The organism is Pantoea sp. ICBG 1758 (assembly GCF_002928325.1).
Lineage (GTDB): Bacteria > Pseudomonadota > Gammaproteobacteria > Enterobacterales > Enterobacteriaceae > Pantoea > Pantoea eucrina.
The window spans coordinates 615204-628254 of the sequence record NZ_POWL01000001.1; the positions used below are offsets into that span (position 1 = coordinate 615204).

The following is a 13051-nucleotide window of genomic DNA, read 5'->3' on the forward strand; positions in this document are numbered from 1 at the left end:
CAGATGACGCAATTAGCTTTTGTTTTCCCGGGACAGGGATCTCAGACCGTTGGCATGCTGGCTGAACTCGCTGCTGACAACCCTCAGGTTGAAGCGACGTTTCGCGAAGCATCTGATGCGCTGGGCTACGATCTGTGGCAGCTGGTTCAGCAGGGGCCGGCTGAAGAGCTGAACAAAACCTGGCAGACGCAGCCCGCTTTGCTGGCAGCTTCAGTCGCTATCTATCGCGTCTGGCAGCAGAAACAGGGCGCTCAGCCGGTGCTGCTGGCAGGCCACAGCCTGGGTGAGTACTCGGCGCTGGTTTGCGCAGGCGTGCTGGCGTTTGCAGATGCCATTAAGCTGGTAGAACTGCGCGGCAAGCTGATGCAGGAGGCGGTTCCGGAAGGGACGGGAGCTATGCAGGCAATTATCGGTCTCGATGATGAGGCGATTCGTAAAGCCTGTGAAGAGAGTGCGCAGGGTGAAGTGGTCTCGCCGGTGAATTTCAACTCGCCAGGCCAGGTGGTGATTGCCGGTAACAAAGACGCCGTTGAGCGTGCTGGCGCTGCCTGTAAAGCGGCCGGCGCGAAACGTGCGCTGCCACTGCCGGTCAGCGTGCCATCGCACTGTGCGCTGATGAAGCCTGCTGCAGTTAAGCTTGCTGTTGCGCTTGAAGAGATCGCCTTTAATGCGCCAGATGTGCCGGTAGTGAATAATGTTGATGTCAAATGCGAAAACGATGCTGCGGCTATCCGCAACGCGCTGGTACGTCAGCTTTATAGCCCGGTACGCTGGACCGAATCAGTACAATTTATTGCAGAACAGGGTGTGACTCAGCTGCTGGAGATGGGTCCGGGCAAAGTCCTGACCGGTCTGACCAAACGGATTGCTGATAACCTGACGGCTACTGCCGTGAACGATCCTGCGTCGCTTTCTGCGGCTCTCTCTCAGGAATAAGAGGAAAATCATGAATTTTGAAGGTAAAGTTGCGCTGGTAACGGGCGCAAGCCGCGGTATTGGCCGGGCCATTGCAGAGACACTGGCGGCGCGCGGCGCAAAAGTTATCGGCACAGCAACCAGCGAAAGCGGAGCTGAAGCCATCAGCGCCTATCTTGGCGACAACGGCAAAGGCCTGGCGCTGAATGTGACGGATGCAGCCTCTATCGATGACGTGCTGGCAAAAGTGCGCGCTGAATTTGGCGAAGTGGATATTTTAGTCAATAATGCAGGCATCACGCGTGACAATCTGCTGATGCGCATGAAAGATGATGAGTGGGATGATATTCTTAATACCAACCTGACATCAGTTTTCCGCCTCTCCAAGGCGGTCATGCGTGCCATGATGAAAAAACGTGTGGGCCGTATCATTACCATCGGTTCTGTAGTTGGGACCATGGGTAACGCGGGCCAGGCTAACTACGCTGCAGCAAAGGCGGGTTTAATTGGCTTTAGCAAATCACTGGCGCGTGAAGTCGCGTCACGTGGCATTACCGTAAACGTCGTGGCTCCGGGCTTTATTGAGACGGACATGACGCGTGCACTGAATGAAGATCAGCGCTCGGGCATTCTGGCAGAAGTGCCTGCAGGCCGTTTAGGCGACCCGCAGGAAATTGCCAATGCTGTTGCATTCTTAGCCTCTGACGAAGCAGCCTACATCACAGGTGAAACGCTGCACGTCAATGGCGGCATGTACATGGTCTGATAATCACGAAATCATTTGCATTATTTGCGGTAAACACCGCAGAATAGCGCAAAATCGTGGTTCGACCAGCCGGGATTTTGTTGCATCTTTTTCACCATTTTATACACTACGAAAACCATCGCGAAAGCGAGTTTTGATAGGAAATTAAATAGTATGAGCGATATCGAACAACGCGTTAAGAAAATCGTAGCTGAGCAGCTGGGCGTTAAAGAAGACGAAGTGGTTAACACTGCTTCTTTCGTTGAAGACCTGGGTGCAGATTCTCTTGACACCGTTGAGCTGGTAATGGCTCTGGAAGAAGAGTTTGATACTGAAATTCCAGACGAAGAAGCTGAGAAAATCACTACCGTTCAGGCAGCGATCGATTACGTCACTAGCCATCAAGGCTAATGAATATCTTCAGGCGGTCATATGACCGCCTGAGTTTTATGTTTGCCCCACATAGCGTTATTTTTCCCTCCCTGGAGGACGAACGTGTCTAAGCGTCGTGTAGTTGTGACCGGTCTTGGCATGTTGTCTCCTGTCGGCAATACCGTAGAGTCTACCTGGAGTGCTCTCCTTGCCGGTCAGAGCGGCATTACCCTGATCGACCATTTTGATGCCAGTGCTTATGCAACGCGTTTTGCGGGCCTGGTGAAAGATTTTAATTGTGATGAGTACATCTCGCGGAAAGATCAGCGCAAGATGGACGATTTCATCCAGTATGGTATCGCGGCTGGCATTCAGGCTATGGCGGACTCCGGTCTGGTCGTAACTGATGAGAATGCCGGACGTATCGGCGCGGCTATTGGTTCAGGTATTGGCGGACTGGGTCTGATCGAAGAGAACCACAGCTCGCTGGTTAAAGGCGGCCCGCGCAAAATCAGCCCGTTCTTCGTACCTTCTACCATTGTTAATATGGTCGCCGGTCATCTCACTATTATGTATGGCCTGAAAGGCCCGAGTATTTCGATTGCAACGGCCTGCACCTCAGGCGTTCATAACATCGGCCACGCTGCACGTATCATCGCTTACGATGATGCTGATGTGATGCTGGCGGGTGGCGCAGAGAAAGCCAGTACGCCTCTGGGCGTTGGCGGCTTTGGCGCGGCGCGTGCGCTCTCAACACGAAACGACAATCCGCAGGCGGCCAGCCGTCCGTGGGATAAAGATCGTGACGGGTTTGTACTGGGTGACGGCGCCGGTATTGTGGTTCTGGAAGAGTATGAGCACGCCAAAAAGCGCGGTGCGAAAATCTATGCTGAAATCGTTGGTTTTGGCATGAGCAGCGATGCTTACCACATGACGTCACCGCCGGAAGATGGCTCAGGCGCCGCTGCAGCGATGGTCAACGCGCTGCGTGATGCCCGACTCGACCCGGCTCAGATCGGCTATGTTAACGCGCACGGCACCTCTACGCCAGCCGGTGATAAAGCTGAAGCGCAGGCGGTGAAATCCGTATTTGGCGCCTCAGCGCACAGCGTTATGGTCAGCTCGACCAAATCGATGACGGGTCACCTGCTGGGTGCTGCCGGTGCCGTAGAAGCGATCTATTCGGTTCTGGCCCTGCGCGACCAGGTTGTACCGCCAACCATCAATCTGGATAATCCGGATGAGGGTTGCGATCTGGACTTTGTGCCGCATACGGCGCGTCAGGTTAGCGGTCTGGAGTATACACTATGTAACTCCTTTGGATTTGGCGGCACCAACGGCTCGCTGATCTTCCGCAAGGTATAATCGCTATTCTGCCGAACAGAGGCCCGCAATGCGGGCCTTTTTTCTGATCTGCTCTTCAGCACAACTGTCCGGGCAGGTGAGATCATTTCAGGGCTGACTGCCTGAGGAGCGCGCGGTGTGGATTAACGGTATCCCGCAAACAATGCTGCCGGCCAGCGATCGAGCTGTCCAGTTTGGCGACGGCTGTTTCACCACGGCCGCCGTGCGTAACGGCAGCGTCGTGATGGCTGAGGCGCATCTGCAGCGCCTGGAGCAGGGGTGCAGGCAGCTTCTGCTGCCGCTGCCCGACCTGACGCTGCTGGCAGATGAAATGCGTTGCATTGCGCAGGGGCACGACCGGGCAGTGATGAAGATCATCCTGACGCCGGGAGCTGGCGGACGCGGCTACAGCCGGCGCGGCTGTCAGGACCCGGTGCGCATCCTCTCGCTCTCCCCCTGGCCGCACCATTACGCCGCGCTGCAGCAGCAGGGGGTGAGGCTGATTACCAGCCCGGTGCCGCTGGCGCGCAATCCGCTGCTGGCGGGCATCAAACATCTCAACCGGCTGGAGCAGGTGATGATTCGCCACCACCTTGATGAGACGGATGCTGATGAGGCGCTGGTACTGGACACCGCGGGATGCGTGGTAGAATGCTGCGCTGCCAATCTCTTCTGGCGCCGCGGCAACCAGATTTTTACGCCTCACCTTGGCCAGGCGGGCGTAAACGGCATTATGCGACGTTTTCTGATGGCGCAGCTGGCGGCCAGCGGCCAGGCTTGTCAGGAAATCAGCGCGCCGCGCGAAAGCGTACTTTGCGCTGATGAAGTCGTGATCTGTAATGCACTGATGCCGGTGCTGCCGGTGCGGCAAATCGATAACATTATTTTCAGTGAACGCACGCTGTACCAGCAACTTTTTACCTGTTGCCAGAAAATGGACGTAACATGAGTCGAATCAAAAAAATTATTGCGGGCGCGGCAGTTATCGCTGCCGCCGCTGCCGCGTTTAGCTACTGGCAGACAGAGCGCCTGGCAGATACGCCGCTGACCATTCACCAGGAAACGCTCTATACGCTGCCGGCGGGTAGCGGACGCGTTGTGCTGGAAGCGCAGCTGGAGAGCCAGCATATTATTCCGCACACTATCTGGTTTGGGCCGTTGCTCAGGCTGCAGCCGGAGCTGGCGGAGTTTAAAGCGGGTACCTACCGGCTGGAACAGGGCATGACCGTACGTCAGCTGCTGCAGCTGCTGGCCAGCGGTAAAGAGGCGCAGTTTCCGCTTCGTTTTATCGAGGGCTCACGCCTCAGCGAGTGGCTGAGCGAGCTGCGCAAAGCGCCTTATCTGAAGCATACGCTGCCGGACGACAGCTTTACCAGCGTAGCGGCGGCGCTGAAGCTGGACGCGGCACAGCTTGAAGGCAGCTTCTATCCCGACACCTATCTCTATACTGCCAATACTACGGACGTGGCGGTGCTGACGCGGGCGCATCTCCGCATGAACAAGCTGGTCGATGAGGTCTGGCAGACGCGCATGGCGAATCTGCCCTACAAAGCGCCGCGGGATCTGGTGACGATGGCGTCAATCATCGAGAAAGAGACCGGCGTAAGCGAGGAGCGCGCGCGGGTAGCGTCAGTATTTATTAATCGTCTGCGGACCGGAATGAAGCTCCAGACCGATCCCACCGTTATCTACGGGATGGGTGAGCGCTATAACGGCACGCTGACGCGCAGCGATCTCGACACGCCGACCGCCTATAATACCTACAGCATCAGCGGCCTGCCGCCGGGACCGATTGCGATGCCCGGACGCGCCTCGCTGGAAGCCGCTGCGCATCCGGAAAAGAGCAGCTATCTCTATTTTGTTGCGGATGGCAAAGGCGGGCATACCTTTACCACCAACCTTGCCAGCCATAACCGGGCGGTACAGGCTTATCGTCAGGCGCTGAAGGAAAAAAATGAAGAGTAAGTTTATTGTCATTGAGGGGCTGGAAGGCGCCGGCAAAACCACCGCGCGCGAGGCGGTGGTGGAAGTTTTGCAGCAGCACGGTATCCACGACATCGTCTTTACCCGTGAGCCGGGCGGCACACCGCTGGCGGAACAGCTGCGGGTGCTGGTAAAGCAGGGTATTGAAGGTGAACAGGTTACCGACAAAGCGGAGCTGCTGATGCTCTACGCCGCCCGGGTGCAGCTGGTAGAAAACGTGATCAAGCCGGCGCTGGCGCGCGGCGCGTGGGTAGTGGGCGATCGTCACGATCTCTCCTCGCAGGCTTATCAGGGTGGTGGCCGTGAAATGGATGCCGCGCTGATGACCACGCTGCGCGATGCGGTGCTGGGCGATTTTCGCCCCGACCTCACGCTTTATCTCGATGTGACGCCGGAAATCGGCTTGCAGCGCGCCCGTGCGCGCGGCGCGCTGGACCGCATTGAGCAGGAGTCGCTGCGCTTTTTCGAGCGGACCCGCGCGCGCTACCTTGCGCTGGCGCAGGCGGACGCCAGCATCGTCACTGTTGATGCAACGCAGGCTATCGATGAGGTGACAACGTCACTTAAAGCGGCCCTGCATCGCTGGCTGGCCGGGCAGCGCCCATGAACTGGTATCCGTGGCTGAACCAGCCCTACCGGCAGATTATTGCCCGTCACCAGGAGGGCGCAGCGCATCATGCGCTGCTGCTGCAGGCAGCTGAAGGTATGGGGGATGACGCGCTGGTGTGGGGCGTTAGCCGCTGGCTGATGTGTCAGCGGCGGGAAGGCGCTAAAAGCTGCGGCGCGTGCCACGGCTGTGAACTGATGCAGGCGCATACGCATCCGGACTGGTATCGGCTGGAAGCAGAAAAAGGAAAGGCGTCGCTGGGCGTGGATGCTGTGCGCGACGTCACGGAAAAGCTCTATCATTTTGCGCAGCAGGGCGGTGCGAAAGTGGTCTGGCTGCCGGACGCCGCGCAGCTGACGGAAGCGGCTGCCAATGCGCTGCTGAAAACGCTGGAGGAGCCACCCGCAAACTGCTGGTTCTTTCTCAGCGTGCGTGAGTCCTCCCGGTTGCTGGCTACGCTGCGCAGCCGCTGTCTCAGCTGGCCGCTAATTCCGCCGGAGGAGTCGCAGAGCCTCGCCTGGCTGGGCCGTGAAGTAACACAGCCAGAAGCGGCGCTGCGCGCTGCGCTGCGTCTGAGCAGCGGTGCGCCCGCCGCAGCGCTGGCGCTGCTGCAGCCCGCGCGCTGGCAGACGCGTCAGGCACTGTGCGATACGCTGATCGCGGTGCTGAATGATGACATTCTGCAGCTACTGCCTGCGCTGAACAGTGATGACGTGACCGATCGCCTCAGCTGGCTTATCTCGCTGCTGGTGGACGCCATGAAAATGCAGCAGGGTGCTGCGGCGTGGCTGAGTAATGGCGATCGGCCTGATGTGGTGACCGCGCTGGCCCGGCGGCTGAACAGCAGTGCCCTGAACAGCAGCGCACAGCAGTGGCTCGCCTGTCGCGAACAGCTGCTGCACGTTGCATCGCTTAACCGCGAACTTATTCTGACCGACCGGCTGCTGGCGTGGAGCCGTTTACTGGCACCGCCTGTCATCAGCCCGTAAATATCCGAGAAAATTATGTTTATTGTTGATTCCCATTGCCACCTCGATGGCCTTGACTATGAAAACCAGCACCGCGACCTGGATGACGTTATCGCCAAAGCCGCCGCGCGCGACGTAAAATTTATGCTGGCAATTGCCACCACGCTGCCAGACTACTATCGCATCAAAGCGCTGGTCGGCGAGCGACAGAATATTGCGCTGGCCTGCGGCGTTCACCCGCTGAACCAGGATGAACCCTGGGATGTGGCGGAGTTTCGTCGCCTGGCAGCGGAAGAGCAGGTGGTAGCGCTGGGTGAAACCGGCCTCGACTACTTCTATCAGCAGGAGACCAAAGCGCAGCAGCAGGCCGCTTTCCGCGAACATATTCGCACCGGTATTGCGCTGAATAAGCCGATCATCGTGCATACCCGGGACGCCCGTGACGATACGCTGGCGATCCTGCGTGAAGAGCAGGTCGAAAAGTGCGGCGGCGTGCTGCACTGTTTTACCGAAGATCGCGCAACCGCAGCTAAGCTTCTGGATCTCGGCTTTTATATCTCCTTTTCCGGTATTCTGACGTTCCGTAATGCGGAGCAGATCCGCGATGCCGCGCGCTTTGTGCCACTGGATCGGATGCTGGTAGAGACAGATTCTCCCTATCTCGCGCCGGTGCCGCATCGCGGTAAAGAGAACCAGCCTGCATTTACCCGCGACGTGGCCGATTATATGGCGGTGCTGAAAGGGGTGAATATCGAGACCCTGGCCGCGACGACTACGGAGAATTTCTCACGCCTGTTTCACATTCCTATGACGCGTCTGGGCGCCTGAGCTTTATTTCAAACGCTGTAATTAATCCGTAATGAACTGCCTGCGTCAGGTTATTCCCGACGCAGGCAGTGTTTTATTGCGCTATTATCCGGCAGGTCAGTCAGAAAGTGCTGAAAGCTGCCGGCTCTCATTGAGGAAACGTGATAGCCGTCAAAGTAACGCGCCCCCATTTATTTTACTCTTCGTAATAAATCAAAAGACGCTCAGCGTCACCCGGCTGCGGAACCTCCCCCGCTGCCACGCGCATCGCGCAACTATGCACTCATACTCAGGAGCTTCTATGTTCAAGAACGCATTTGCGAACCTGCAGAAAGTAGGTAAATCGCTAATGTTGCCGGTATCGGTTCTGCCGATTGCCGGTATTTTGTTAGGTGTTGGTTCTGCAAACTTCAGCTGGCTGCCGGCCGTGGTCTCCCACGTCATGGCCGAGGCGGGCGGATCGGTGTTCGCCAATATGCCGCTGATTTTTGCGATCGGTGTGGCGCTGGGCTTTACCAATAACGACGGCGTGTCAGCACTGGCGGCGGTTGTCGCTTACGGCATTATGGTTAAAACGCTGGCGGTCGTGGCGCCGCTGGTACTGCATCTGCCAGCCGCAGAGATTGAAGCGAAGCATCTGGCGGACACCGGCGTACTGGGCGGGATCATTGCCGGTGCGATTGCTGCCTATATGTTTAACCGCTTTTACCGTATCAAGCTGCCGGAGTACCTCGGCTTCTTTGCCGGTAAACGCTTTGTTCCGATTATTTCCGGTCTGACCGCTATCTTTACCGGTATTGTGCTGTCGTTTATCTGGCCACCGGTGGGTACGGCAATTCAGGATTTCTCCCAGTGGGCTGCGTATCAGAACCCGGTTGTCGCTTTTGGCATCTACGGCGTGATTGAGCGTGCGCTGGTGCCTTTCGGCCTGCATCATATCTGGAACGTTCCTTTTCAGATGCAGATTGGTGAGTTCACCAATGCGGCCGGCCAGGTATTCCACGGCGATATCCCGCGTTACATGGCGGGAGACCCGACTGCCGGTAAACTCTCAGGCGGCTTCCTGTTTAAAATGTATGGTCTGCCGGCTGCTGCTATTGCTATCTGGCATTCGGCGAAGCCTGAGAACCGTGCCAAAGTTGGCGGTATCATGATCTCTGCCGCGCTGACCTCGTTCCTGACCGGTATTACCGAACCGATTGAGTTCTCTTTCATGTTCGTGGCACCGATCCTCTACGTGATCCACGCGATTCTGGCAGGTCTGGCGTTCCCTATCTGTATCCTGCTGGGTATGCGTGACGGTACCAGCTTCTCGCACGGCCTGATCGATTTTATCGTCCTGAGCGGTAACAGCAGCAAAATCTGGCTGTTCCCGATTGTTGGCATCATCTACGGCCTGGTTTACTACACCGTTTTCCGCGTGCTGATTGTAAAACTGAATCTGAAAACGCCAGGTCGTGAAGATACCGCGATTGAGCAGAGCAGCGTCACCGGCAGTGAAATGGCGGGCAAGCTGGTCAGCGCCTTTGGCGGCAAAGAGAACATCACCAATCTGGATGCCTGTATTACCCGTCTGCGCGTCAGCGTGGCCGATGTGGCAAAGGTTGATCAGGCTGAGCTGAAAAACCTGGGCGCCCGCGGCGTTGTGGTTGCCGGTTCCGGTGTACAGGCTATCTTTGGCACTAAATCAGATAATCTGAAAACGGAAATGGATGATTACATCCGCAGCATGTAACGCCTTTGCAGTAAGATTGTGCACCGTTACTGAAAACCCCCTCCCGTGAGGGGGTTTTTGTTTGTCTGCGCGACGCTGTAAAAGCAGCCAGTCAGTGAAGAAAAGCCGGGAGAAGGTTGAAAGAAGCGGATTTTCTCGCGCATACTGCCAGACTGACTCAGGTAAAAAGGAACCGCACCATGGCTGAAGAGACTATTTTCAGTAAAATCATTCGCCGTGAAATTCCGGCCGATATTATCTACCAGGATGAACTGGTCACCGCCTTTCGTGATATTGCACCCAAAGCGCCCACTCACGTGCTGATTATCCCTAATGTCCTGATCCCCACGACGAACGACGTTAAGCCTGCGCATGAACATGCGCTCGGGCGGATGATCACCGTGGCGGCGAAAATTGCCCGCGATGAAGGCATTGCTGAAGATGGCTATCGCCTGATCATGAACTGCAATCGCCACGGCGGTCAGGAGGTCTATCATATACACATGCACCTGGTGGGTGGTGAACCCCTGGGCCCGATGCTTGCTTATTAACCTCAGGCGGACCTGATATGCGTCGATGGCTGAGCGGCCTGCTATTATTGACTCTGGCAGGCTGCAGTAGTGATAAACCGATGATTAATACCTCGCAATCGCTGGTGATGGAGTCATCCGTGCTGTCAGCGGGGATTATTACTGACGAGCCACAGCTTACCAGCCGCGACGGTCAGCTGCAGGCGGCCAGCACGCTGCAGAATCTGCGTGAAGCGCCTGTTACGGTTCATTATCGTTTCTACTGGTATGACGATAAGGGACTGGAAATTGAGCCGCAGGAGCCGGCACAGACGCAAACTGTTCCCGCACACGGCAGCGTGATGGTGGCTTCGCAAATGGGCAATCTTACCGCCAGCAAAGTGCGGCTTTATCTTTATCTCTAAGGAGTAACCCCGTGATCCGCAGTGTTCAACGTTCTGGCGCGCTACTGTTTGCGCTGATGCTTACCGGCTGTGTGGTAAAACAGCAGACGCCGGCGCCGGTCGAACCGACGCAGCCGACGACCCCGGTTCAGCCGGAACCGCAGCCGGAGCCGCAACCCGTGCCGCCGCCACAAAATGTGCCGCAGCCGCCTAAGCTAAAGACCATTAACTGGAGCGCCAGCGTCTCACCGCTGGTGGCCAATATGGTGCAGTCTGCCGGGGTGAATCCGGGCAGCGTGCTGCTGGTCGATCGCCTTAAAAACAGCACCAACGGCGCGCTGCAGACCGAAAAAGCCACCAGTGCCATTCAGAGCGCGCTGGCGAACAACGGCAAGTTTACCCTGGTATCTGATGATCAGCTGAATCAGGCTCGCCAGACGCTGGGCCTCTCACCGGAAGATAGTCTGAACTCGCGCAGCAAAGCGATTGGACTGGCGCGCATCGTAAACGCGCAGTATGTGCTTTACAGCAATGCGAAAGGCGAGGTGAAGTCACCCACGCTGCAGATGCAGCTGATGCTGGTGCAGACCGGCGAAATCATCTGGTCAGGTAATGGTGCAACACAACCCTGATCCCGCACTGGTTGACCTGGTGCAGCACCAGTGGCCGACGGCACCCGCCGCCGGCTATTTTTTCGCGCTGCCGGGTCTGAGCGGCAACAGTTTTCAGATTGCGGGCGGGCAGGAGACGCTGCTGGCCCGGCGCACGCCTCTGCAGCCGATTCCTTTTGTTAACCGGCAGCGCGAATACCGTATTTTACGCCAGCTGCGTAACGCCGGCCTGGGGCCGGAGCCGCTCAGCTGGCGCTCCCCGTGGCTGCTGCAGCGCTGGCTGCCGGGTGAGGCGCTGACGCCTGCCGCCTTTGACGCACAGCGCAGCGCAATAGTGGCGCTGGTAAGCACGCTGCACCGGCAGCCGCTGACCGGCTATCCCCTGCGGCTGCTGCCGCTGTTGCAGCTCTACTGGCAGCGCTGCCGCCAGCGGCACTGGCGCTGGCTGGCGCGCCTGCAGCGGCTGCAGCGACAGGGGGAACCGCGCCCGCTGCGCCTTGCGCCGCTGCATATGGATGTCCATCCGGGCAATGTGATCGCGACGCCAGCCGGGCTGAGGCTGATTGACTGGGAGTATGCAGCCGATGGCGACGTGGCGCTGGAGCTGGCTGCCATCTGTGCATGGGCGCCGGCGCAGGCAGCGGCGTGGACAGAAGAGTATGCCGCACGGACGCACATGGATGCGGCCGTGCTGGCGCGTCAGATCGCGCGCTGGCAGCCGTGGCTGCAGCTGCTGATGGCGAGCTGGTATCAGCTGCGCGCCGAGCAGAGCGGCGAGGCAACTTTACAGCAGCTGGCGCAGACCAGCTGGCAGGATATTTAATTCAGGAACTGAGCTATGACAATCAATGCACCCGGCCCGCTGATGCTGGACGTGGCGGGCTATACGCTGGACGCAGAAGAGCGCGAGATATTGCAGCACCCGCTGGTGGGCGGACTTATTCTGTTTACGCGCAACTTTCATGACGTTGCTCAGCTCCGCGAGCTGGTGCGTCAGATCCGCGCCGCTTCCCGTAACCGGCTGGTGGTGGCGGTGGATCAGGAAGGCGGGCGCGTGCAGCGTTTCCGCGAAGGCTTCACGCAGCTGCCGGCAATGCAGTCCTTTGCTGCCCTGCACGATTTGACTGCGGCAGGCGAGCTGGCGCAGCAGGCGGGCTGGCAGATGGCGGCGGAGATCACCGGGCTCGATATCGATATCAGCTTTGCACCGGTGCTCGATATCGGCCACATCAGCGCCGCAATCGGCGATCGGGCGTTTCATGCCGATCCGGCCATTGCGCTGCAGATCGCGCGGCGCTTTATTAACGGCATGCGCGAAGCCGGTATGAAAACCACCGGTAAACATTTTCCCGGCCACGGCGCGGTCAGCGCGGATTCGCATAAAGAGACACCGCGTGATACGCGCGACGCCGCCACGCTGCGCCAGCACGATATGGCTATTTTTCAGCAGCTCATCAGTGAACAGCTGCTGGATGCAGTGATGCCGGCCCACGTTATCTACACCCAGGTCGATCCGCTGCCCGCCAGCGGCTCGCCTTACTGGTTGCAGCAAGTGCTGCGTCAGGAGCTCGCCTTTGACGGCGTGATCTTCTCCGACGATCTCTCAATGGAGGGCGCCGCCGTGATGGGCAGCTACGCCGAACGGGCGCAGCAGTCGCTGGATGCCGGTTGCGATATGATTCTGGTCTGCAACCAGCGGTCGGGCGCCATTAGCGTGCTGGATAATCTGCAGGCGGGTCCGGCAGAACGTATTGCACGGCTCTGGCATCGCGGGCAGCATACGCTGGATGAGCTGCAGAGCAGCGCGCGCTGGCGGCAGAATCAGCGTCAGCTCAGCAATCTGCAGGCGCGTTGGCTGGCGCATAACGCACAGCAGTAAGCGTTGCGAAGCGCCGCGTTCCCTGGGGGAATGCGGCGTTTGTCGTGTGATGCTATTCACAAAACGTGTAACATTCTGATAATCCCCGCGAAAGATTGATCTGCATCAATTTCCTTATGATCTGGTTAGACCGGCGTGATATTCTGCCCTCAGCGCGCGATTAAACATCGCCAACCCTATGTTTATTAAGGTT

The 13051-nt window shown here is 58.0% G+C and carries 15 protein-coding genes; all 15 read left to right on the plus strand.

Annotated elements, in window-relative coordinates; translation table 11 throughout:
• The first annotated feature begins 3 nt into the window (after positions 1-3).
• The 15 genes from fabD (at position 4) to nagZ (ending at position 12858) form a co-directional block, all read left to right on the plus strand.
• On the plus strand, positions 4-936 hold the full coding sequence (gene fabD / locus C1Y41_RS02995) for an ACP S-malonyltransferase (protein WP_071668737.1): 933 nt from the start codon (positions 4-6) through the stop codon (positions 934-936).
• A 10-nt stretch (positions 937-946) separates the two neighbouring features.
• Entirely contained in the window at positions 947-1681 is a 735-nt protein-coding gene (gene fabG / locus C1Y41_RS03000) for a 3-oxoacyl-ACP reductase FabG (protein ID WP_039383840.1), read from the plus strand.
• Between the two features lie 153 nt (positions 1682-1834).
• Positions 1835-2071, plus strand: coding sequence for an acyl carrier protein (acpP, locus tag C1Y41_RS03005; protein ID WP_039383843.1), 237 nt, complete (start codon positions 1835-1837; stop codon positions 2069-2071).
• Between the two features lie 84 nt (positions 2072-2155).
• Positions 2156-3397, plus strand: a complete 1242-nt coding sequence (fabF, locus tag C1Y41_RS03010) for a beta-ketoacyl-ACP synthase II (RefSeq protein WP_039383844.1) — start codon at positions 2156-2158, stop codon at positions 3395-3397.
• A gap of 115 nt (positions 3398-3512) precedes the next feature.
• Complete coding sequence (pabC, locus tag C1Y41_RS03015) at positions 3513-4325, plus strand: aminodeoxychorismate lyase (RefSeq protein ID WP_104084772.1); 813 nt, start codon at positions 3513-3515, stop codon at positions 4323-4325.
• On the plus strand, positions 4322-5341 hold the full coding sequence (gene mltG, locus C1Y41_RS03020; protein WP_104084773.1) for an endolytic transglycosylase MltG: 1020 nt from the start codon (positions 4322-4324) through the stop codon (positions 5339-5341). The genes pabC and mltG overlap by 4 nt, the downstream gene beginning before the upstream one ends.
• Positions 5331-5966, plus strand: coding sequence for a dTMP kinase (gene tmk / locus C1Y41_RS03025; protein ID WP_039383850.1), 636 nt, complete (start codon positions 5331-5333; stop codon positions 5964-5966). The genes mltG and tmk overlap by 11 nt, the downstream gene beginning before the upstream one ends.
• The gene (gene holB, locus C1Y41_RS03030; protein WP_104084774.1) at positions 5963-6955 is read left to right on the plus strand and encodes a DNA polymerase III subunit delta'; all 993 of its coding nucleotides are present in this window, start codon (positions 5963-5965) and stop codon (positions 6953-6955) included. Before tmk ends, holB begins: the two co-directional genes overlap by 4 nt.
• Positions 6956-6970: 15 nt before the next feature.
• On the plus strand, positions 6971-7762 hold the full coding sequence (locus C1Y41_RS03035; protein WP_104084775.1) for a metal-dependent hydrolase: 792 nt from the start codon (positions 6971-6973) through the stop codon (positions 7760-7762).
• A gap of 280 nt (positions 7763-8042) precedes the next feature.
• A complete protein-coding gene (gene ptsG, locus C1Y41_RS03040; protein ID WP_039383858.1) occupies positions 8043-9476 on the plus strand; it encodes a PTS glucose transporter subunit IIBC in 1434 nt (477 codons plus the stop codon).
• 179 nt (positions 9477-9655) lie between these two features.
• Positions 9656-10006 carry a purine nucleoside phosphoramidase gene (gene hinT, locus C1Y41_RS03045; protein WP_039383861.1) on the plus strand — a complete coding sequence of 117 codons (351 nt, stop codon included), beginning with the start codon at positions 9656-9658 and terminating at the stop codon, positions 10004-10006.
• Positions 10007-10023: 17 nt separating this feature from the next.
• Positions 10024-10389 carry a YcfL family protein gene (locus tag C1Y41_RS03050; RefSeq protein ID WP_039383863.1) on the plus strand — a complete coding sequence of 122 codons (366 nt, stop codon included), beginning with the start codon at positions 10024-10026 and terminating at the stop codon, positions 10387-10389.
• 11 nt (positions 10390-10400) lie between these two features.
• Positions 10401-11000: a penicillin-binding protein activator LpoB gene (lpoB, locus tag C1Y41_RS03055; protein ID WP_071668740.1), complete on the plus strand. Its 600-nt coding sequence runs from the start codon at positions 10401-10403 to the stop codon at positions 10998-11000.
• On the plus strand, positions 10981-11802 hold the full coding sequence (gene thiK, locus C1Y41_RS03060; RefSeq protein WP_104084776.1) for a thiamine kinase: 822 nt from the start codon (positions 10981-10983) through the stop codon (positions 11800-11802). The genes lpoB and thiK overlap by 20 nt, the downstream gene beginning before the upstream one ends.
• Positions 11803-11817: 15 nt before the next feature.
• Positions 11818-12858: a beta-N-acetylhexosaminidase gene (gene nagZ / locus C1Y41_RS03065; RefSeq protein ID WP_104084777.1), complete on the plus strand. Its 1041-nt coding sequence runs from the start codon at positions 11818-11820 to the stop codon at positions 12856-12858.
• Positions 12859-13051: the final 193 nt, after the last annotated feature.

Excerpts from the sequence above, each read along its gene's own strand:
- C1Y41_RS03035 (WP_104084775.1), top strand. The coding sequence starts at position 6,971 with ATGTTTATTGTTGATTCCCATTGCCACCTCGATGGCCTTGACTATGAA.
- hinT (WP_039383861.1), top strand. The coding sequence starts at position 9,656 with ATGGCTGAAGAGACTATTTTCAGTAAAATCATTCGCCGTGAAATTCCG.
- fabD (WP_071668737.1), top strand. The coding sequence starts at position 4 with ATGACGCAATTAGCTTTTGTTTTCCCGGGACAGGGATCTCAGACCGTT.
- holB (WP_104084774.1), top strand. The coding sequence starts at position 5,963 with ATGAACTGGTATCCGTGGCTGAACCAGCCCTACCGGCAGATTATTGCC.
- nagZ (WP_104084777.1), top strand. The coding sequence starts at position 11,818 with ATGACAATCAATGCACCCGGCCCGCTGATGCTGGACGTGGCGGGCTAT.
- ptsG (WP_039383858.1), top strand. The coding sequence starts at position 8,043 with ATGTTCAAGAACGCATTTGCGAACCTGCAGAAAGTAGGTAAATCGCTA.
- thiK (WP_104084776.1), top strand. The coding sequence starts at position 10,981 with ATGGTGCAACACAACCCTGATCCCGCACTGGTTGACCTGGTGCAGCAC.
- tmk (WP_039383850.1), top strand. The coding sequence starts at position 5,331 with ATGAAGAGTAAGTTTATTGTCATTGAGGGGCTGGAAGGCGCCGGCAAA.
- acpP (WP_039383843.1), top strand. The coding sequence starts at position 1,835 with ATGAGCGATATCGAACAACGCGTTAAGAAAATCGTAGCTGAGCAGCTG.
- mltG (WP_104084773.1), top strand. The coding sequence starts at position 4,322 with ATGAGTCGAATCAAAAAAATTATTGCGGGCGCGGCAGTTATCGCTGCC.
- C1Y41_RS03050 (WP_039383863.1), top strand. The coding sequence starts at position 10,024 with ATGCGTCGATGGCTGAGCGGCCTGCTATTATTGACTCTGGCAGGCTGC.
- fabG (WP_039383840.1), top strand. The coding sequence starts at position 947 with ATGAATTTTGAAGGTAAAGTTGCGCTGGTAACGGGCGCAAGCCGCGGT.